Origin of the sequence: Duganella radicis (genome assembly GCF_009720825.1) — a bacterium.
Classification (GTDB): domain Bacteria; phylum Pseudomonadota; class Gammaproteobacteria; order Burkholderiales; family Burkholderiaceae_D; genus Rugamonas; species Rugamonas radicis.
In genome coordinates this window covers 180,192-198,401 of sequence record NZ_WNKY01000004.1, presented here as the reverse complement: position 1 = coordinate 198,401, position 18,210 = coordinate 180,192, and the positions used below count along the sequence as shown (strand labels likewise).

At 63.1% G+C, this 18,210-nt stretch carries 17 protein-coding genes; 14 read left to right on the top strand and 3 right to left on the bottom strand.

The features are described from left to right. Position 1 precedes the first annotated feature (1 nt). The 9 genes from ftsW (at position 2) to GM676_RS32915 (ending at position 9,327) form a co-directional block, all read left to right on the top strand. Positions 2-1,222, top strand: coding sequence for a putative lipid II flippase FtsW (ftsW, locus tag GM676_RS06970; RefSeq protein WP_155462704.1), 1,221 nt, complete (start codon positions 2-4; stop codon positions 1,220-1,222). Next, positions 1,219-2,286 (top strand): undecaprenyldiphospho-muramoylpentapeptide beta-N-acetylglucosaminyltransferase, encoded by a 1,068-nt coding sequence (murG, locus tag GM676_RS06965; RefSeq protein WP_155462703.1) that lies wholly within the window; start codon positions 1,219-1,221, stop codon positions 2,284-2,286. Before ftsW ends, murG begins: the two co-directional genes overlap by 4 nt. Further along, positions 2,283-3,674, top strand: coding sequence for a UDP-N-acetylmuramate--L-alanine ligase (gene murC / locus GM676_RS06960; protein WP_155462702.1), 1,392 nt, complete (start codon positions 2,283-2,285; stop codon positions 3,672-3,674). The genes murG and murC overlap by 4 nt, the downstream gene beginning before the upstream one ends. A gap of 3 nt (positions 3,675-3,677) precedes the next feature. Continuing rightward, a complete protein-coding gene (locus GM676_RS06955) occupies positions 3,678-4,646 on the top strand; it encodes a D-alanine--D-alanine ligase (protein ID WP_371866136.1) in 969 nt (322 codons plus the stop codon). A 7-nt stretch (positions 4,647-4,653) separates the two neighbouring features. Continuing rightward, a complete protein-coding gene (locus GM676_RS06950) occupies positions 4,654-5,460 on the top strand; it encodes a cell division protein FtsQ/DivIB (RefSeq protein WP_155462701.1) in 807 nt (268 codons plus the stop codon). 14 nt (positions 5,461-5,474) lie between these two features. Next, positions 5,475-6,707 carry a cell division protein FtsA gene (ftsA, locus tag GM676_RS06945; RefSeq protein ID WP_155462700.1) on the top strand — a complete coding sequence of 411 codons (1,233 nt, stop codon included), beginning with the start codon at positions 5,475-5,477 and terminating at the stop codon, positions 6,705-6,707. A 113-nt stretch (positions 6,708-6,820) separates the two neighbouring features. Continuing rightward, entirely contained in the window at positions 6,821-8,035 is a 1,215-nt protein-coding gene (ftsZ, locus tag GM676_RS06940) for a cell division protein FtsZ (protein WP_155462699.1), read from the top strand. 77 nt (positions 8,036-8,112) lie between these two features. Further along, a complete protein-coding gene (locus GM676_RS06935) occupies positions 8,113-8,616 on the top strand; it encodes a peroxiredoxin (RefSeq protein WP_155462698.1) in 504 nt (167 codons plus the stop codon). A gap of 492 nt (positions 8,617-9,108) precedes the next feature. Then, positions 9,109-9,327 (top strand): hypothetical protein, encoded by a 219-nt coding sequence (locus GM676_RS32915; RefSeq protein ID WP_155462760.1) that lies wholly within the window; start codon positions 9,109-9,111, stop codon positions 9,325-9,327. On the opposite strand, the gene GM676_RS06925 is transcribed toward GM676_RS32915, so the two are convergent. Continuing rightward, on the bottom strand, positions 9,283-10,059 hold the full coding sequence (locus tag GM676_RS06925) for a class I SAM-dependent methyltransferase (protein ID WP_155462697.1): 777 nt from the start codon (positions 10,057-10,059) through the stop codon (positions 9,283-9,285). The two genes, GM676_RS32915 and GM676_RS06925, sit on opposite strands and share 45 nt — an antisense overlap. A gap of 80 nt (positions 10,060-10,139) precedes the next feature. Between GM676_RS06925 and GM676_RS06920 the strand changes: the two genes are divergently transcribed. Continuing rightward, complete coding sequence (locus tag GM676_RS06920) at positions 10,140-10,913, top strand: helix-turn-helix transcriptional regulator (protein WP_155462696.1); 774 nt, start codon at positions 10,140-10,142, stop codon at positions 10,911-10,913. 23 nt (positions 10,914-10,936) lie between these two features. Here the strand turns inward: GM676_RS06920 and GM676_RS06915 are convergent, their stop codons facing one another. Next, positions 10,937-11,677, bottom strand: coding sequence for an SDR family oxidoreductase (locus GM676_RS06915; RefSeq protein WP_155462695.1), 741 nt, complete (start codon positions 11,675-11,677; stop codon positions 10,937-10,939). A 120-nt stretch (positions 11,678-11,797) separates the two neighbouring features. Between GM676_RS06915 and GM676_RS06910 the strand changes: the two genes are divergently transcribed. The 3 genes from GM676_RS06910 (at position 11,798) to lpxC (ending at position 14,720) form a co-directional block, all read left to right on the top strand. Next, positions 11,798-12,745, top strand: coding sequence for a LysR family transcriptional regulator (locus GM676_RS06910; protein WP_229262568.1), 948 nt, complete (start codon positions 11,798-11,800; stop codon positions 12,743-12,745). Between the two features lie 178 nt (positions 12,746-12,923). Continuing rightward, entirely contained in the window at positions 12,924-13,766 is an 843-nt protein-coding gene (locus GM676_RS06905) for a DMT family transporter (protein WP_155462693.1), read from the top strand. 18 nt (positions 13,767-13,784) lie between these two features. Beyond that, positions 13,785-14,720: a UDP-3-O-acyl-N-acetylglucosamine deacetylase gene (gene lpxC, locus GM676_RS06900; protein ID WP_155462692.1), complete on the top strand. Its 936-nt coding sequence runs from the start codon at positions 13,785-13,787 to the stop codon at positions 14,718-14,720. Here lpxC and GM676_RS06895 read toward each other — a convergent pair whose 3' ends face one another. Next, positions 14,721-15,206, bottom strand: coding sequence for a DciA family protein (locus tag GM676_RS06895; protein WP_229262567.1), 486 nt, complete (start codon positions 15,204-15,206; stop codon positions 14,721-14,723). 178 nt (positions 15,207-15,384) lie between these two features. Between GM676_RS06895 and secA the strand changes: the two genes are divergently transcribed. After that, positions 15,385-18,168 carry a preprotein translocase subunit SecA gene (secA, locus tag GM676_RS06890; RefSeq protein ID WP_155462690.1) on the top strand — a complete coding sequence of 928 codons (2,784 nt, stop codon included), beginning with the start codon at positions 15,385-15,387 and terminating at the stop codon, positions 18,166-18,168. The last annotated feature ends 42 nt before the right edge of the window (positions 18,169-18,210 follow it).

Below are 18,210 nucleotides of genomic sequence, written 5' to 3'. Positions count from 1 at the left end.
CATGGCGCTCCAACTGCCATTCCGCTTTGGCTCCAAGTCGGCTGAAACGCCGATGGAGAGCCGCGCGCGGCAGTCGAAGATGATGGAGTACGATCAGCCCTTGGTCTGGGTCACGCTGTTGCTCATGCTGCTCGGGATGGTGATGGTCTACTCGGCCTCGATTTCGCTGCCGGACTCGCCGAAGTTCGCCAACTACGTGCGCTGGCAGAACACCTACTTCCTGCAACGCCAGGCCATGTTCATCGCCGTCTCGCTGATCGCCGGCCTGTTCGTGTTCCGCGTGCGCGTGGCCGATCTGCAAAAGGCCGCGCCGTATCTGTTCATCGGCACGCTGGTGCTGCTGGTGCTGGTGCTGATTCCCGGCGTGGGGGTGGTGGTCAACGGCGGCCGCCGCTGGCTGTCGCTCAAGGTATTCAACGTGCAGCCCTCGGAACTGATGAAGGTCGTCGCCGTGCTGTACGCCGCCGACTACACCGTGCGCAAGCAGGAATACATGCACAAGCTGACCAAGGGCTTCATGCCGATGGCGGCGGCGGTCGGCTTTGTCGGCCTGCTGCTGCTGCTGGAGCCGGACCTCGGCGCCTTCGGCGTGATCGTCTGCATCGCCATGGGGATCCTGTTCCTGGGCGGGATCAACGCCATCTGGTTCGGCGGCATTGGCGCCGTGCTGGTGGTGATCTTTGGTTCCATCATCGCGCTGTCCAAATTCCGGCGCGAGCGCTACTTCGCTTATCTGAATCCGTGGGAAGAAGACAATGCGCTGAACAAGGCATACCAGCTGACCCACTCGCTGATCGCTTTCGGGCGCGGCGAGATTTTTGGCGTTGGGCTGGGCGGCAGCGTGGAAAAACTGCACTACCTGCCGGAAGCGCACACCGACTTCCTGCTGGCGGTGATCGGCGAAGAACTGGGCCTGGCCGGTGTGCTGGTGGTGATCGCGATGTTCTACTGGATCATCAAGCGCGCCTTCGACATCGGCCGCCAGGCCATCGCCATCGATCAGACCTTTGCCGGCCTGACGGCCAAAGGCATCGGCATCTGGATCGGCGTGCAGACGTTTATTAACATGGGTGTGAACCTGGGCTTACTGCCAACCAAGGGCTTGACCCTGCCGCTGATGAGCTATGGCGGCACGGGCGTTGTAATTAACTGCATCGGACTCGCGATCCTGCTCCGGATCGACTACGAGAACCGGGTCCTGATGCGTGGTGGCAGACTATGAAACGATTAATGATTATGGCGGCCGGTACGGGCGGTCATATTTTCCCTGGCCTGGCGATCGCGCAAACCATGCGCGCGCGCGGCTGGGAAGTGAGCTGGCTGGGCACGTCCACCGGCATGGAACAGGATCTGGTGCCGAAGAGCGGCATCGCCATGGACAGCATCAACTTCACCGGCATGCGCGGTAAAGGTTTGAAGCATACCGTGAGCGGCGCCCTGAAAATGGTGAAGGCGTTTGCCGACTGCTTCGGCTTCATCGGCCGCCGCAAGCCGGACGTGGTAATGGGCATGGGTGGCTATGTGACGGTGCCGGGCGGCTTCATGGCCCGTCTGCGCGGCGCGCCGCTGGTGCTGGTGAACGCCGATGCGGCGCTGCTGCTGTCGAATAAGACGCTGGTGCCTGCGGCGAGCCGCGTGTGCTTCGGCTTCCCGGCCAATTTCGGCAGCGCGGCTGGCAAGGCGGTCGTCACGGGTAATCCGGTGCGCAAGGAGATCCTCGACATGTCGCCGCCGGCACAGCGTTTCGCCGGCCGCGAAGGTCCGCTGCGCATTCTGGTGGTGGGCGGCAGTCTTGGCGCCAAGGCGCTGAACGATGCGCTGCCGGCGGCGCTGGCGCTGATCCCGGAAGCACAGCGTCCGCAGGTGACCCACCAGTCGGGCAAGAAGAATATCGATGCGCTGCGCGCGGCGTATCAGCAGTCCGGCGTGACGGCCAATGTGGTCGACTTCATCGACGACATGGCGGCAGCCTACAGCGCAGCGGATCTGGTGATCTGCCGTGCCGGCGCGATTACCGTGTCCGAGCTGACGGCGGCTGGCGTGGCCAGCGTGCTGGTGCCTTTCGTTGCATCGACCACCAGCCACCAGCGCGACAACGCGCAGTGGATGGCGAAACAAAAGGCGGCAATTCATATGCCGCAAACGGAGTTGAGCGCGCAATCGGTTGCGACGCTGTTGGAAACGCTGACCCGCGCATCCTGCCTGGCCATGGCCACGGCGGCGCGCGAGGCCGGCAAACGCGATGCGAATGACGCCATCGCGCAAGTATTGGAGCAGTTGGCATGAAGCATAAAGTACAGAACATACACTTCGTCGGTATCGGCGGCAGCGGCATGAGCGGCATTGCAGAGGTGCTGCTCACGCTGGGCTACACTGTGTCCGGCTCGGACCTGGGCAGCAACGCTGTCACCCAGCGCCTGGCCGACATGGGCGCGACTGTGTATCAGGGACACGCGGCAGAAAACATCGGCAAGGCCGATGCCGTCGTGACCTCGACCGCTGTACAGCAGGACAATCCTGAAGTCGTCGCGGCACGCAGCCGTAAAATTCCCATCGTCCCGCGCGCGGTGATGCTGGGCGAGTTGATGCGCCTGAAGCGCGGCATCGCCATCGCCGGCACGCACGGCAAAACCACCACCACCAGCTTGGTGGCTTCGGTACTGGCGCAGGGCGGGCTCGATCCGACCTTCGTCATCGGCGGCCGCCTGACCGCCGCCGGCGCCAACGCCAAGCTGGGTACCGGCGAATACCTCGTCGCCGAAGCCGACGAGTCGGACGCTTCGTTCCTGAACCTGACGCCGATGATCGAAGTCATTACGAACATCGACGCCGACCACATGGAAACCTACGAGCACGATTTCGAAAAGCTCAAGCAGGCCTTCGTCCACTTCACGCACCGCCTGCCGTTCTACGGCCGCGCCATGCTGTGCATCGACGATCCGCATGTGCGTTCCATCCTGCCGCACGTGACCAAGCCGGTCACCACCTACGGCTTTGCCGAAGACGCCGAAGTGCGCGCCGTGAACGCGCGCGCGGTCGGCGTGGAAATGCACTTCACTGTCAAGCAGGAGGGCTATCCGGATCTGGATGTGGTGCTGAATCAGCCAGGCCTGCACAACGTGCAGAACGCCTGCTCCGCCGTGGCCATCGCCCGCGAGATCGGCATTGCGGACCACGCCACGCAAGCCGGCCTGGCAGGCTTCGCCGGCGTGGGCCGCCGCTTCACCAAGTATGGCGACGTGGCGATTCCAGGCGGTGGCAGGTTCACGCTGGTGGACGATTTCGGCCACCACCCGCTGGAAATGGAAGTGACCATGGCCGCCGCGCGCGCCGCCTATCCGGGCCGCCGTCTGGTGCTGGCGTTCCAGCCGCACCGCTTCAGCCGCACGCGCGACCTGTTTGAAGATTTCGTCAAAGTCCTCGGCACGCCGGACGTGCTGGTGCTGGGCGAGGTGTACGCCGCCGGTGAAGCGCCGATTGTCGCCGCCGACGGCCGCGCGCTGGCGCATGCGCTGCTTGCACGCGGCAAGACCGAACCAATTTTTGTTGAGGCCATCGGCGACATGCCGGAGACCATCATGGGCGTGGTGCGCGACGGCGATGTCGTGATGACCATGGGCGCAGGCTCGATCAGCGGCGTCCCAGCCAAACTGACTAATTATCCAAAGGTCTGAATCGTGAGTACCCTGAATCCACAAGACGCGAAAGAAGCAGCGGCATTCGGCAAGGTCGGCGTGCTGTTTGGCGGCCGTTCCGCCGAGCGCGAAGTGTCGAACATGTCCGGCAGCGGCGTGCTGGCCGCGCTGCAAAGCAAGGGCGTCGATGCCCACGCCTTCGATCCGGGCCAACGCTCGCTGGCCGAACTGGCGGCGGAAAAATTCGACCGCGTGTTCATCGCGCTGCACGGCCGCTTCGGCGAAGACGGCAGCCTGCAAGGCGCGCTGGAACTGCTGGGCATTCCTTACACCGGCAGCGGCGTTACCGCCAGCTCGGTGGGCATGGACAAGATCACCACCAAGATCGTATGGCTGCACCATGGCCTGCCGACGCCGCGCTACGCGGTGTTGAACGCGCAGTCGGACCTCGGCGCCGCCGCTGCCGACCTGGGCCTGCCGCTGATCGTCAAGCCGCCGCATGAAGGTTCGACCATCGGCATCACCAAAGTGACCGAAGCCGCCGGCTTCCAGGCCGCCTACGACAAGGCCGCCGCGCTGGACGACTCGGTGCTGGCCGAGGAATTTGTCACCGGCCGCGAATTCACCGTCGCCATTCTGGGCAGCGGCGCCGCTGCGCGCGCTTTGCCCGTCGTGGAGATCGTGGCGCCGGAAGGCAATTACGACTACCAGAACAAATACTTCACGGACGATACCAAGTACTTCTGCCCGGCCGCGCTGCCAGACGCGCTGGCGGCGGAGATGCGGCGTATCGCCGTGGAAGCTTACCGCGCACTCGGTTGCGAGGGCTGGGGACGCGTCGACGTGCTGCTGCGCGAACGCGACCAGAAGCCTTTCCTGCTGGAGGTGAACACTTCGCCCGGCATGACCAGCCACTCGCTGGTGCCGATGGCGGCGCGCGCGGAAGGCATCAGCTATGAAGACTTGTGCGTTGAGATTCTGCGCAGCGCGCGTCTGAAGATGAAGGGATAAGCGGTAGATGTGGCATGACGTGAAGGCTTTGAATGCGACCGCCAGCGGCTTGTTCGCGCTGACCGTGTTGACATGCATAGCATCCGGCGTGTGGTGGGTGTCGCAGCGTCCGATGTTCAACCTGCGCACGATACGTATTGAAACGATTAGCAGTGACGAAGAACTGAAGCATGTGAATCACCTGACGCTGCGTAACAACGCGTTGGGCCGGATCAAGGGCAACTTCTTCACCACCAACCTGGACGCGGTGCGCCAGGCGTTTGAGTCGGTGCCCTGGGTACGCCGCGCAACCGTGCGGCGCGAATGGCCGGACCAGTTGATCGTGGCGCTGGAAGAGCATGAGGCGCTGGGGACGTGGGGCGAGGATGGCCGGCTGTTGTCGACCAAGGGCGATGTGTTCACCGCCAACCTGGCCGAGGCGGAAGAGGATCACGCGCTGCCGGAGTTTGAAGGACCGGACGGCAGCGAGAAGGAAGTGCTGTCGCGTTACGACGAGCTGCGCAAGTGGTTTGCGCCGCTCCAGCTGGTGCCGCAAGCGTTGTCGCTTTCGAGCCGGTATGCGTGGACGGTGAAGCTGAATAATGGAATGAGCGTGGCGCTGGGACGGGAACAGACCAGCACCACGTTGAAGGAGAGGGTGGACCGGCTGGTGGGGATTTATCCGCAACTGGTGGAGCACCTGCCGAATATAGACACGATAGACATGCGGTACCAGAACGGTTTGGCGCTGAGCGCGCAGGGCTTGAAGATTCCTGCGGAAGGCGCGAAACCAAAATCGTTAGTGAAGAAAAAACCGGACACCAAGCATAACTAGCAGGCAGAAAAGAAATGACTAAAGACGCTAAAAACCTGATCGTCGGCCTCGATATCGGCACCTCCAAGGTGGTGGCCGTGGTGGCCGAGGTGATGGGCGATGGACGCCACGAAGTGATTGGCCTGGGCCAGCACGAGTCCAGGGGCTTGAAGAAGGGCGTGGTGGTCAACATCGAGGCGACCGTGGAGTCGATCCAGCGCGCCCTGGAAGAAGCGGAGCTGATGGCCGACTGCAAGATCCGCAACGTGTACGCGGGCATCGCCGGCAGCCATATCCGCAGCTTCAATTCCAGCGGCATGGTGGCGATCAAGGACAAGGAAGTGACGGCGACCGACGTGGCGCGCGTCATTGAAACGGCAAAGGCGGTTAACATTCCGACCGATCAGCAGCTGCTGCATACGGTGCCGCAAGAGTTCATCGTCGACAGCCAGGAAGATGTGCGCGAGCCGATCGGCATGAGCGGCATCCGCCTTGAGGTGAAAGTGCACATCGTGACCGGCGCGGTGTCGGCGGTGCAGAACATCGTCAAGTGCGTGCGCCGCTGCGGCCTGGAAGTGTCGGACCTGATCCTGCAACCGATGGCTTCCGCCGACGCGGTGCTGACCGGCGACGAGAAAGAACTGGGTGTGGTGCTGATCGACATCGGCGGCGGCACCACGGACGTCGCCGTGTTCTCGGACGGCGCGATCCGCCACACCGCCGTGATCCCGATCGCCGGCGACCAGATCACCAACGACATCGCCATGGCGCTGCGCACCCCGACCACCGAAGCGGAAGAGATCAAGATCCGCTACGGCGTGGCCAAGCAGGTGCTGGCCGATCCGGGCGAATCGCTGGAGGTGCCGGGCCTGGGCGACCGCGGCCCGCGCAACCTGTCGCGCCAGGCGCTGGCCGCCGTGATCGAGCCGCGCGTGGAAGAGCTGTTCGCGATGGTGCACCAGGTGGTGCGCGAGTCGGGCTACGAGGGCGTGCTGTCGTCGGGCATCGTGCTGACCGGCGGCACCGCGATCATGCCGGGCATGGTCGAAATGGCGGAAGACATCTTCCTCAAGCCGGCGCGCCTGGGCACGCCGGATTACCGTGGCCAGCTGGCCGACGTGGTGCGCAGCCCGCGCTACGCGACCGTGCTTGGCCTGCTGTTGGAAGCGAAAAAGCAGTACCTGCGTGGCCACATCGTCACGCGGCAGGATGGATCGGTTAAGGCAGTTTGGCAGCGCATGAAGGAATGGTTCCTCGGCAATTTCTGAGGTAGTACGAAAGATCTGAATTTTTTATATTAAACCGCAGTTTTCAATCCCCAGTTCTCCTACAATTATGAGGACTGGCGCTTGAAAACCGCATTCTGATAGGGAGTTACATCATGGAGTTCGATATGGTCGATAACGCAGCTTTGGGCACTGTCATCAAGGTCGTCGGCGTCGGCGGTGCGGGTGGCAATGCGGTGCAGCACATGATCAACAAAGGCATGTCGGGCGTGGAGTTCATCGCCGCGAATACCGACGCGCAGGCACTGGCGACGTCCAAGGCCGACAACATCATCCAGATCGGCGACACCGGCCTGGGCGCCGGCATGAAGCCAGACGTCGGCCGCAAGCTGGCGGAAGAATCGCGTGCGCGCATCGAAGACGCGCTGCGCGGCGCGCACATGGTCTTCATCGCTGCCGGCATGGGCGGCGGCACCGGCACCGGCGCCGCGCCGATCGTGGCCGAAGTGGCCAAGGCACAGGGTGCGCTGACCGTGGCCGTGGTGTCGAAGCCGTTCTCGCACGAAGGCCAGAAGTGCATGGACATCGCCGACGAAGGTCTGGAGCAGCTGTCGGCCAACGTCGACTCGCTGATCGTGATCCTGAACGAGAAGCTGGAAGAGATCTACGAAGACGAATCGCTGATCGAATGGCTGCAACACGCCGACGATGTGCTGAACAACGCGGTTGCCGGTATCGCCGAGATCATCAACGTGCCGGGCCACATCAACGTCGACTTCAACGACGTCAAGACCATCATGGGCGAGCAGGGCAAGGCCATGATGGGCACCGCCACCGCGTCGGGCGTGGACCGCGCGCGCATCGCCGCCGAACAAGCCGTGGCTTCGCCGCTGCTGGACGGCGTGGACCTGTCGGGCGCACGCGGCGTGCTGGTGAACGTCACCGCATCGCGCGGCCTGAAAGGCAAGGAGATCAAGGAAGTCATGGCCGCTGTGCGCGCGTTCGCGGCGCCGGATGCGTCGATCGCGCAAGGTATCGCCTACGACGACGACATGGGCGACAACATCCGCGTGACCGTGGTGGCTACTGGTCTGGGCAAGGCCAAGAAGCACGTGCAGCTGGTTCCTCAGCAAATGCTGCGCACCGGCACCCACAACAGCCCGATGATGCCATCGGCCGCCATGGGCGGCGCGGCTGCGGCGCAAGGCCTGTCGATGGGCGCGGCCGGCGGCGCATCGCCCGCCTTCGACGGCATGAAGGCGCCCGCCGTATGGCGTCGCGAGTCGGCCTCGGAGCAAGTGCGCGCGATGGAGAAAAACGGCATGGAAACCTACGACATTCCAGCTTTCCTGCGCAAACAAGCCGATTAAGGCATACTTCGGGTTCTATCCGAGGGAAGAGCCGCACCTTGGTGCGGCTTTTTTATATTCATAAAAGGAGTTTATCCATGACCATCAAGATTGGTGACAAGCTGCCGGAAGGCACCCTGTCCGAATTCATCGAAACCGAAACCGAAGGCTGCTCGCTGGGCCCGAACACCTTCAACGTGCAGGATCTGGTCAAAGGTAAGAAGATCGCCATCTTCGGCCTGCCAGGTGCTTACACCCCAACCTGCTCGGCGCAGCACGTGCCGGGTTACGTGAAGCACGCCGCCGAGCTGAAAGCCAAGGGCGTGGACGAGATCTGGTGCATCTCGGTCAACGATGCGTTCGTAATGGGCGCATGGGGCCGCGACCAGAAAGCCACCGGCGTCGTGCGCATGATGGCTGACGGTAACGCCGCCTACTCCAAGGCGCTGGGCCTGGACGCCGACTTCAGCAAGTTCGGCATGGGCACCCGCTCGCAGCGCTACTCGCTGCTGGCGGTGGACGGCGTGGTCACCCAGCTGAACATCGAACAAGGCGGCAAATTCGAAGTCTCCAACGCTGAAACCCTGCTGGGTCAGCTGTAATCAATCGCCAACCGGCGGACGACAAAAACGGCGCTTCGGCGCCGTTTTGCTTTGGAGGGCTTGTTGTGCGGCAGGCGTAAGATAGTGACCTGCCATGCTTCGCAACATGGCATCGGAGCTTTAGTCCACTTTTAATTCGCAGCAATAATTGGCGTGAGAAGTCGTTTTATGATTGCGCTCTATACAGCGACTGGGGGGATAGGATGAAACTCATGAATTTGACCGAGCTACAGAAAGCTTATGCGTCCGGTGGCATATCTGCTGTGACCTTGTTTGCGGCAGGGGAGGTGTTTGAGCATGGCTTCCAGGCTTCGGCTTGCTAACGCATGATGAATGGATGACCAATAAAGTCGAGATCTCTTTGACTAGACTGCATGACGGCTCCAACCGTATATATTCGGCTGAAGAATGGACGGCCATTCGTGCTGCGAAAAAGGCACGTCGCGGTGCCTCATGAAACAGGTCATCCGGAGTGCGAGCTAGCTCGCTGATCTGGATGCCATCGAGCGCTATGTCGCTCGCACCAAACCCGTGGCGGCTGCAAAACTGTTTGATCGAATTGATGACCAAGTTGAGCAGCTTGCCGATCCCAATTTTCCCCGCAGGCGAGGCCGTGTTCACGGCACATACTTCAACGCGTGTCGCCGCGGACAAGGAACGCAAGTCTCAGTAGATATCGCCACTCGCGTGCGCGGCCTTGAACAGCGTTGAGTCGATGGTGAAGGAGTCGTCGGGCTGCACGGCGAAGTAGTGACGCGTTTCTTCTGGCGCGGTGTGGAGCAGGCTGCGGATGGCGGTCACGCGTTCGGCCGGCGTGCGCATGCGGGCGGTCCAGTCGTCGAATTTCATTTGCAGTTTCCAGTCGTCGACGCGCTCGGCGGCGAATCCGGCGTCAGCCAGCATCCGCATCCATTCCGAAGGGCGGTAGTCGCGCACGTGCGAGCCATCGCGCAATAACTCGACGGCCTGCAAGGTGGTGTCGTGCAGCGGCGTTTCCGGCGCGGTAATGTCGATGATGACCAGTACACCTTTCGGCTTCAACACGCGCCTCACTTCGCGCAGCGCGGCCGGTACATCGAGCCAGTGGTGCGCCGAGAAGCGCGTCACCACCATGCAGAACGAGGCGTCGGCAAACGGCAGGCTGGCGACGTTGCCTTGCTGCGTGTCGATATTTTGCAAGCCGCGCTCTTGTGCCGCACGGGCCACTACCGCCAGCATCTCGGGCGACAAGTCGAACGCCGTCACCGACTCCGCCACCGGCGCCACCGCAAAGCTGGCGTGACCGGCGCCGCAGCCGAGGTCCAGCACCACCGGCCGCTTGGGCACGGCCGCCGCAATCTCGCGCAGCTTGGCCAGATCGGCGCCTTGCGAGTGGACGGTGCTGGTCAAATACGCGCTGGCGGTATTGCCAAACTGCTGGGCGACGACGGCTGGCTGCTGCATGATCTTTCTCCTCAAGATGGGTAAGTCAGTGCAGAATAGAGGGACTGCTATCCTGTAACAAGACAAGGACTTATTCCGGTATGAGCACTACCACCCTCGGCGAATTCATCCGCACCCACCGCGAACGCACCACGCCGGCCAGCGTCGGCCTGCCCGGTGGCGGACGCCGCCGCACGCCCGGCCTGCGGCGCGAAGAACTGGCGCAACTGTGCGATGTCAGCCCGACCTGGCTGACGTGGCTGGAGCAAGGCAGGGAAGTGGCGGCCTCCGGCAAACTGCTGGCGCGCATGGCCGACGTGCTGCACCTCACCGCCGCCGAACGCAGCTACCTGTTCAGCCTGGCCGAGCGCCTCGATCCGCAGCATGGTGAGGATGACGCCGAGGGCGGTGAATCGCTGGACGCCATCGTCGCCGCCATCGACGCGCCGGCCTATATGCTGGACCGTCAATGGGACGCGGTGGCGTGGAACGAACACGCGCTGGCCCTGTTCGGCGGCTGGCTGGATGTGGAACAGGCCGCGCCGGCAAGGCCCAATCTGCTGCGCTTCATGTTCCGCAGCCCCGCCGCGCGCGGCCTGATCGTCGATTGGGAAGACCGCGCGCACCGCCTGGTGGCCGAATTCCGCGCCGACATCGGCAAGCACGCCGGCGAGCCGTTACTGGCCGCGTTGATCGCCGAACTATCGCAAGACAGCCCGGAGTTCAAAGCCCTGTGGCATTCACAGGACGTGGTCAGCCGCGAAGGCGGCCAGCGCCGCTTCCACCATCCCCGCGCCGGTGAACTCGTCTTTAACCAAGTCACGCTGCGCCTCGCCCAACGTCACGATTTCAAACTGGTGATGCTGCTGCCATGAACGGTCGGGGCAGCATGCTGTCCTTACACCAGACGGGAGCCGCCGTCGACATGGAGCGTGGCGCCGTTCATGTAGTTGTTGGTCATCAGGAATAGCGCCGCCGCGCCTGCCTCGTCGGCATGGCCCAGCCGCTGTAGTGGCAGCGCCGATTGCAGGCTGACGACATAAGCGTCGCGGTTGTCGCCCAGGGACTTGTCCCACAGCGGTGTCTTGATCGGGCCGGGCGACAGCGTGTTGACGCGGCGTGGCGCCAGTTCAAGCGCCAGGCCGCGCGCCAGGGCTTCCATCGCGGCGCTGGCGGCGCCAAGCATGGCGGTGCCGTGGGCGTTCGGACGATCGGCCAGGGCGCCGGAAATGAAGGTGATCGATGCGTCCGCAGCAAGCCGGTCGCCCAGCGTGCGGATCACATGCACGGCCGCCCACAAGCGTTCATCGAAGGCCCGGTGCAGCACTGGCAATTCCGCATCCAGCACTTTGCCGACCACAAAGCTGCCTGCCAGCAGGACCAGGTGATCCACCCGCGGCAGATCGGCCAGGCCACGTTCGATGTCGGCCTCGCTGGTCACATCGAGGACCCGGTGGCCGGCAAAGCCGTGCTCAGCCTGGGCGGCGGCGGCGCGTTCGGCGTTCATGCCGGCGACAATCACCGCCGCGCCCGCGGCCTTTGCCTGAATCGCGGCCGACAGGCCGATACCGGAAGTGCCGCCGATGATCAGCACGGTTTTGCCGGACAACGATGACGGGATAACAGACGAGATATTCATTTCAGCTCCTTGAGAAGTGAAGCGCGCAGTGCGCTGACAGAAGCCAGAGTAAAGTGATGCCACCGGTTTGACAATTGGCTTGAAATTCGTTTTAATCATTCCATTATGGAACAAATTGGATTGGACAGGCTGACTGGCCTGATTGCTTTTGCCCGTGCCGCATCGCTGGGCAGCTACACGGCGGCCGCGCGCTCGCTGGCGATTTCGCCATCCGCCGTCAGCAAAAGCGTGCAACGGCTTGAGCAGCAGCTGGGCCTGCCGCTATTCACCCGCACCACGCGCTCGCTGACGCTGACGACGGAGGGGCGGGATTTGCACGAGCGCGCCTTGCGGCTGTTGCGGGAGGCGGAGGACATCGAGCAGGCGGTGTTGACGGCCAAGGCCGCGCCGTCGGGCGTGCTGCGGGTCGCCGCCGCGCTGCCAGTCGGCACGCATATCCTGGCGCCGAACCTTGCGCGCCTGAAGGCGCGCTTTCCGCAATTGTCGATCGATTTGCGCCTTGGCGATGAGTTTGTGGATCTGATCGAGGAAGGGATTGACGTCGCGATCCGTGTGGGCGAGCTGGCCGATTCGCGGCTGATCTCGCGCCGGCTGGCCTCGCACCGCCTGTGCGCGTTTGCCTCGCCGGCCTATCTGGCCGCGCGTGGCACGCCGCGTCATCCGGATGACCTGGCGCAGCACGATTGCGTGAACTTCCGATTTCAAAGCTCGGGCCAGGTATTGCGCTGGCCGTTCATGGTGGGCGGCCGCGTGATCGAGATGACGCCGCGCAGCTGGGCCATCGCCAATACCAGCGATGCGATTGCCGAGCTGCTGGTAAGCCAGGGCGGCATCGGCATTTCGCCGACCTACGTCGCCGCGCGCTATGTGGCACGTGGCGAGCTGTTGCCGGTATTGAGCGAATTCGCGATCGACCGCGCGCCGATTACCGCGCTGTGGCCGCAAAGCCGTCGCAACAATCCCAACGTCCGGGCCTTCCTCGGCTTTCTGGAAGAAGTGTTTCCGGCCCAGCCATCATGGGATGCCGTGATCGCCGCCGCTGCCAATGGGCAGGCCGCGCTGCCGTAGCCGAGTGCCGCGCAGTGGCTGCCCGGGCGGCGCGCCAGGCACCCCAACCTCAAGCTGTATAATGACAAGGATGGCGCCACCCGCGCCGTCCTGGCTCCCAACGTCGCCATGATGACGTTTTTCCTTCCAGGAGCTTCCCCTGTCCAGCCGCCAAGAAAACCTGCACGCGATTTACGCGATGCTGATCGCCGTTGCCATGTTCTCCTTCATGGATACCACCATGAAGCTGCTGTCCGAACACTATCCCGCCCGCCAGGTCACGGCGCTGCGCGCACTGAGCTCGCTGCCGCTGCTGTGCGGCTACATGCTGTATCGCGGCGCCTTCAAGGGCATCACGCGCGTGCGCTGGCCCATGCATTTGCTGCGCAGCGCGCTCGGCGTCGGCATGCTGACCATGTTCGCGTTCGGCCTCAGCATGCTGTCGCTGGCCGAGGCGTATTCCATCTTCTTCATCGCGCCGGCGCTGATCACCGCGCTGTCGGTGTTCGTGCTGAAGGAAAAGGTCTTCCTGGGCCAATGGGTGGCCATCGTGGTCGGACTGGTGGGCGTGATCGTGGTGCTGCGGCCGGAAGGCACGGGCTTCCTGTCGATCGGCGGCCTGGCCATCCTCGGCTCGGCGTTCTGCTACGCCACCACCGCCATCGTCAGCCGCGTGCTGGCGCGCACCGATTCCAACGAGTCGATGATGTTCTGGTATCTGATTCTCATGGCCTGCGGCGGCCTGGCCATGTCGGTGCAAAACTGGGTGCCGGTGCGCGCGCAGGATGCGTGGGTGCTGCTGGCGCTGGCCCTGTCCGGCTTCTTCGGCCAGTTGGCCATCACCCGCGCGTTCAGCACCGGCAAGGCTTCGGTGGTGGCGCCGTTTGAATATTCGGCGCTGGCCTGGGGCGTGGCGATCGACTGGATTCTCTGGCAGACCCTGCCGGATGGCTATACCCTGCTGGGCGCCGGCATCATCATCGCCAGCGGCATTTATCTGGTCCGGCGCGAGGCGGTCCATGCCGAGGCCGAGCATCCGTAATCACGCTATAATCGGCGGATGTTAAAACAACGCACTATCAAAGAATTGGTCCGCACCACGGGTGTCGGCCTGCACTCCGGCACCAAGGTCGAACTGACCTTGCGTCCGGCCGCGCCGGATACCGGCATTGTGTTCCGCCGCGTCGACTTGCAGCCCATGGTGGAGTTCCCCTCCAGCGCCATGGCGGTGGGCGATACCCGCATGGCTTCGGTGCTGGTCAAGGATGGCGCCCGCGTGTCGACCGTCGAACACCTGATGTCGGCCTGCGCCGGCCTCGGGATTGACAATCTGTACATTGAAGTCAGCGCCGAGGAAATTCCGATCATGGATGGCTCGGCCTCGTCCTTCGTCTTCCTGTTGCAACAGGCGGGCGTGCTGGAGCAGCCGGCCGCCAAGAAATTCATCCGCGTGCTCAAGCCAGTGGAAATCCGCGAAGGCACGGGCGACAAGGAGAAATGGGCGCGCCTGCTGCCGCATGACGGCTTCAAGCTCGACTTCTTCATCGAATTCAACCACCCGGCGGTGGATGGCACGCAGCAGCGCGCGCACGTCGATTTCGGCGATGTCTCCTACGTGCACGACGTGGCGCGCGCCCGCACCTTCGGTTTCATGCAGGACGTGGAAATGCTGCGCGGGATCGGCCTGGCGCGCGGCGGTTCGCTGGAAAACGCCATCGTGATGGACGAGTACCGCATCCTGAATTCGGACGGCCTGCGCTATGAAGACGAGTTCGTGCGCCACAAGATCCTGGACGCGATCGGCGACCTGTATCTGGTCGGCCACCCGCTGCTGGCCAGCTATGAGGCGCACAAGTCCGGCCACGCGCTGAACAACCAGCTGCTGCTGGAACTGCTCAAGCATCCGGATGCCTATGAAATCGTCACGTTTGAAAGCAATGACGTGGCGCCGCAATCCTACGTGCGCCAGATGGCGCGTGAGTGGGCGCTAACTTAATTAGCCGCCCCCGGCGCGGCGACGGGCCACCATGGCCTTGACCGCGTCGATCAGCGCGCTGTTCTGCGGGCTGGCCTCCAGCTCGGCGCTGAGCTGGTCGAAAGCCTCGACGGCGGCCGGCGGCAGTTCCAGCGCCCGCATCTTTTCCTTGATCTCGGCCGGCTTGGCCATCTGCACCTTCAACTTCACGCCCTGTACCTGCCAGCCGCGCTGCGCCAGCGTGTCTTGCAACTTCGGCAATTGCTGCTTCAGCTTGGCCGCCAGCGCCGTGGTCGGCAACGACAGCACCAGCTGGCCGTCTTCGAAGGCCAGGATTTCGCAATGCTTGAACATGGCCGGCAGGCACTGGGCGCAGTCCTTTTGCAGGCGCGCCATGCGCTCGACCGCCGGCAGCAACGCGGCCATGCGGTCGTTGCGGCGCAGGAAATCGGTGGCGCCCACCGCGGTCGGGCGCTTGAGCGAGATATTGGAGGAGTTGAAACGCATGCGGCGAAACATATCACAGCGCCCCAAACTCGTCACCACCGGGTAAAATCGATTGATTTTGTGACATTGTGTATGGTTGGGCTATTGTTATATCGGCCAATAACCCAATGTAGCTCCGGACGCGTGATAAAATCACCGTCTTTTGTCGTAGTCGAACCCTTTACCGGCCTAATTAAGCATGTCTTTTCTGACCAAGATTTTCGGCAGCCGCAACCAGCGCCTGCTCAAGCAATACCAAAAAACGGTACGCGAGATCAATGCGCTCGAACCGGCCATGGAGAAACTGTCGGACGCAGAGCTGCAAGCCAAGACGCCGGCCTTCAAGGAACGCATCGCCAACGGCGAGACGCTGGACCAGATCCTGCCGGAAGCGTTTGCCGTCTGCCGTGAAGCGTCCAAGCGCGTCATGAAGATGCGCCACTTCGACGTGCAGATGATCGGCGGTATGGTTCTGCACTACGGCAAAATCGCTGAAATGGGCACCGGCGAGGGCAAGACCCTGACCGCGACCCTGCCGGCCTACCTGAACGCGCTGTCCGGCAAGGGCGTGCACATCGTGACGGTCAATGACTACCTGGCCCAGCGCGACGCCGACACCATGTCCAAGCTGTATGGCTGGCTGGGCCTGAGCACCGGCATCAATCTGTCGCAGATGGCGCACGCCGACAAGCAGCAGGCCTACGCCTCGGACATCACCTACGGCACCAACAACGAATTCGGCTTCGACTACCTGCGCGACAACATGGTGTTCGACGCCAAGGACCGCGTGCAGCGCGTGCTGAACTTCGGCATCGTCGATGAAGTTGACTCGATCCTGATCGACGAAGCCCGTACCCCGCTGATCATCTCCGGCCAGGCCGAGAACCACACCGACCTGTACTACAAGATCAATGAAGTGCCGCGCCTGCTGACGCTGCAAATCGGCGAAGACACGCCGGACGGCAAGGGCAAGGTCGAAGTGCCGGGCGACTACACCAAGGACGAGAAATCGCACCAGGTGCTGCTGACCGAAGCCGGCCACGAAAAAGCCGAAGCCATCCTGACCAAGATGGGCCTGCTGCCGGAAGGCGCCTCGCTGTACGACTCGGCCAACATCACGCTGGTGCACCACCTGTACGCGGCGCTGCGCGCGCACGCGCTGTACTTCAAGGATCAGCACTACGTGGTGCAGAACAATGAAGTGGTGATCGTCGACGAATTCACCGGCCGCCTGATGACCGGCCGCCGCTGGTCGGACGGCCTGCACCAGGCGGTCGAAGCGAAAGAGGGCGTGAAGATCCAGAACGAGAACCAGACCCTGGCCTCGATCACCTTCCAGAACTACTTCCGCATGTACGCCAAGCTGGCCGGCATGACCGGTACGGCCGATACCGAAGCCTACGAATTCCAGGAAATCTACGGTCTGGAAACCGTGGTGATTCCGCCTAACCGTCCATCGCAGCGCAAGGACCGCCAGGACCAGGTGTACAAGTCGGCGCAGGAAAAGTACAACGCCATGATGCTGGAAATCCGCGAGTGCTACGAGCGCGGCCAGCCGGTGCTGGTGGGGACCACCTCGATTGAAAACTCCGAGCTGCTGTCGGGCATCCTGACCAAGGCTGGCCTGCCGCACAACGTGCTGAACGCGAAGCAGCACGCGCGTGAAGCGGAGATCATCGCCCAGGCAGGTTCGCCGAAAGCCATCACCATCGCCACCAACATGGCCGGTCGCGGTACCGACATCGTGTTGGGCGGTAACGTGGAAAAACAAATCCAGTTCATCGAAGCCAATCCTGAACTGAGCGATGCCCAGAAAGCCGAGCAGGCGCAAAAACTGCGCGACGGCTGGCAGGCGCTGCACGAGCAAGTGGTGGCCGCCGGCGGCCTGCACATCGTCGGCACCGAACGCCACGAATCGCGCCGCGTGGACAACCAGCTGCGTGGCCGTGCCGCGCGCCAGGGTGACCCGGGCATGTCGCGCTTCTTCCTGTCGCTGGACGACCCGCTGCTGCGCATCTTCGCCGGCGACCGCGTGCGCGCCGTGATGGACCGCCTGAAAATGCCGGAAGGCGAGCCGATTGAAGCAGGCATCGTTTCGCGTTCCATCGAATCGGCGCAGCGCAAGGTCGAAGCCCGCAACTTCGACATCCGTAAGCAACTGCTGGAATACGACGACGTCGCCAACGACCAGCGTAAAGTCATCTACCAGCAGCGTAACGAGCTGCTGGAAGCGACCGATATTTCGGAACTGATCCAGTCGCTGCGCCACGGCGCCTTCACCGATCTGGTGCGCGAATACGTGCCGGCGGAATCGGTGGAAGAGCAGTGGAACATCAAGGGCCTGGAAGCCGCGCTGGCTGCCGAGTGGCAGATCGACGTGCCGCTGAGCGCCATGCTGGAAAAAGAGCCGGACCTGAACGACGAGGAAATCCTGGAACGCGTGCTGGCCGCGGCCGATGCGCTGTACCAGTCGAAAGTGGACATCGTCGGCAAGGAATCGTTCGGCGGCTTCGAGCGCAACGTCATGCTGCAATCGGTGGACTCGCACTGGCGCGAACACCTGGCGGCGCTGGATCACCTGCGTCAGGGCATTCACCTGCGCGGCTATGCGCAGAAGAACCCCAAGCAGGAATACAAGCGCGAGGCGTTCGAACTGTTTGGCCAGATGCTGGACATGATCAAGAACGAAGTGGTCAAGCTGATCATGACCGTGCGCATCCAGTCGCGCGAAGAGATCGACGCGGCGGAAGCGGCGATGCAGCAGTCGCACGTTGAGAACGTCAGCTACCAGCACGCCGACTTCAACCCGAACGCCGCACCGGAAGACCTGCTGGCGCCGCCGCAATTCACCGGCCTGCCGCCAGAGCTGCAAGGCCTGAGCGGCGAACAGCTGATGGAGCTGGGCCTGAAAGTCGGCCGCAACGATCCATGCCCATGCGGCAGCGGCAAGAAGTACAAGGCGTGCCACGGCAAGCTGGCTTAAGCCGCCGGGATGCACCGCTAAAAACCGCAAAGCGTGAGCTTT

Excerpts from the sequence above, each read along its gene's own strand:
- ftsW (WP_155462704.1), top strand. The coding sequence starts at position 2 with ATGGCGCTCCAACTGCCATTCCGCTTTGGCTCCAAGTCGGCTGAAACG.
- murG (WP_155462703.1), top strand. The coding sequence starts at position 1,219 with ATGAAACGATTAATGATTATGGCGGCCGGTACGGGCGGTCATATTTTC.
- murC (WP_155462702.1), top strand. The coding sequence starts at position 2,283 with ATGAAGCATAAAGTACAGAACATACACTTCGTCGGTATCGGCGGCAGC.
- GM676_RS06950 (WP_155462701.1), top strand. The coding sequence starts at position 4,654 with ATGTGGCATGACGTGAAGGCTTTGAATGCGACCGCCAGCGGCTTGTTC.
- ftsA (WP_155462700.1), top strand. The coding sequence starts at position 5,475 with ATGACTAAAGACGCTAAAAACCTGATCGTCGGCCTCGATATCGGCACC.
- ftsZ (WP_155462699.1), top strand. The coding sequence starts at position 6,821 with ATGGAGTTCGATATGGTCGATAACGCAGCTTTGGGCACTGTCATCAAG.
- GM676_RS06935 (WP_155462698.1), top strand. The coding sequence starts at position 8,113 with ATGACCATCAAGATTGGTGACAAGCTGCCGGAAGGCACCCTGTCCGAA.
- GM676_RS06925 (WP_155462697.1), bottom strand. The coding sequence starts at position 10,059 with ATGCAGCAGCCAGCCGTCGTCGCCCAGCAGTTTGGCAATACCGCCAGC.
- GM676_RS06920 (WP_155462696.1), top strand. The coding sequence starts at position 10,140 with ATGAGCACTACCACCCTCGGCGAATTCATCCGCACCCACCGCGAACGC.
- GM676_RS06915 (WP_155462695.1), bottom strand. The coding sequence starts at position 11,677 with ATGAATATCTCGTCTGTTATCCCGTCATCGTTGTCCGGCAAAACCGTG.
- GM676_RS06905 (WP_155462693.1), top strand. The coding sequence starts at position 12,924 with ATGCTGATCGCCGTTGCCATGTTCTCCTTCATGGATACCACCATGAAG.
- lpxC (WP_155462692.1), top strand. The coding sequence starts at position 13,785 with ATGTTAAAACAACGCACTATCAAAGAATTGGTCCGCACCACGGGTGTC.
- GM676_RS06895 (WP_229262567.1), bottom strand. The coding sequence starts at position 15,206 with ATGCGTTTCAACTCCTCCAATATCTCGCTCAAGCGCCCGACCGCGGTG.
- secA (WP_155462690.1), top strand. The coding sequence starts at position 15,385 with ATGTCTTTTCTGACCAAGATTTTCGGCAGCCGCAACCAGCGCCTGCTC.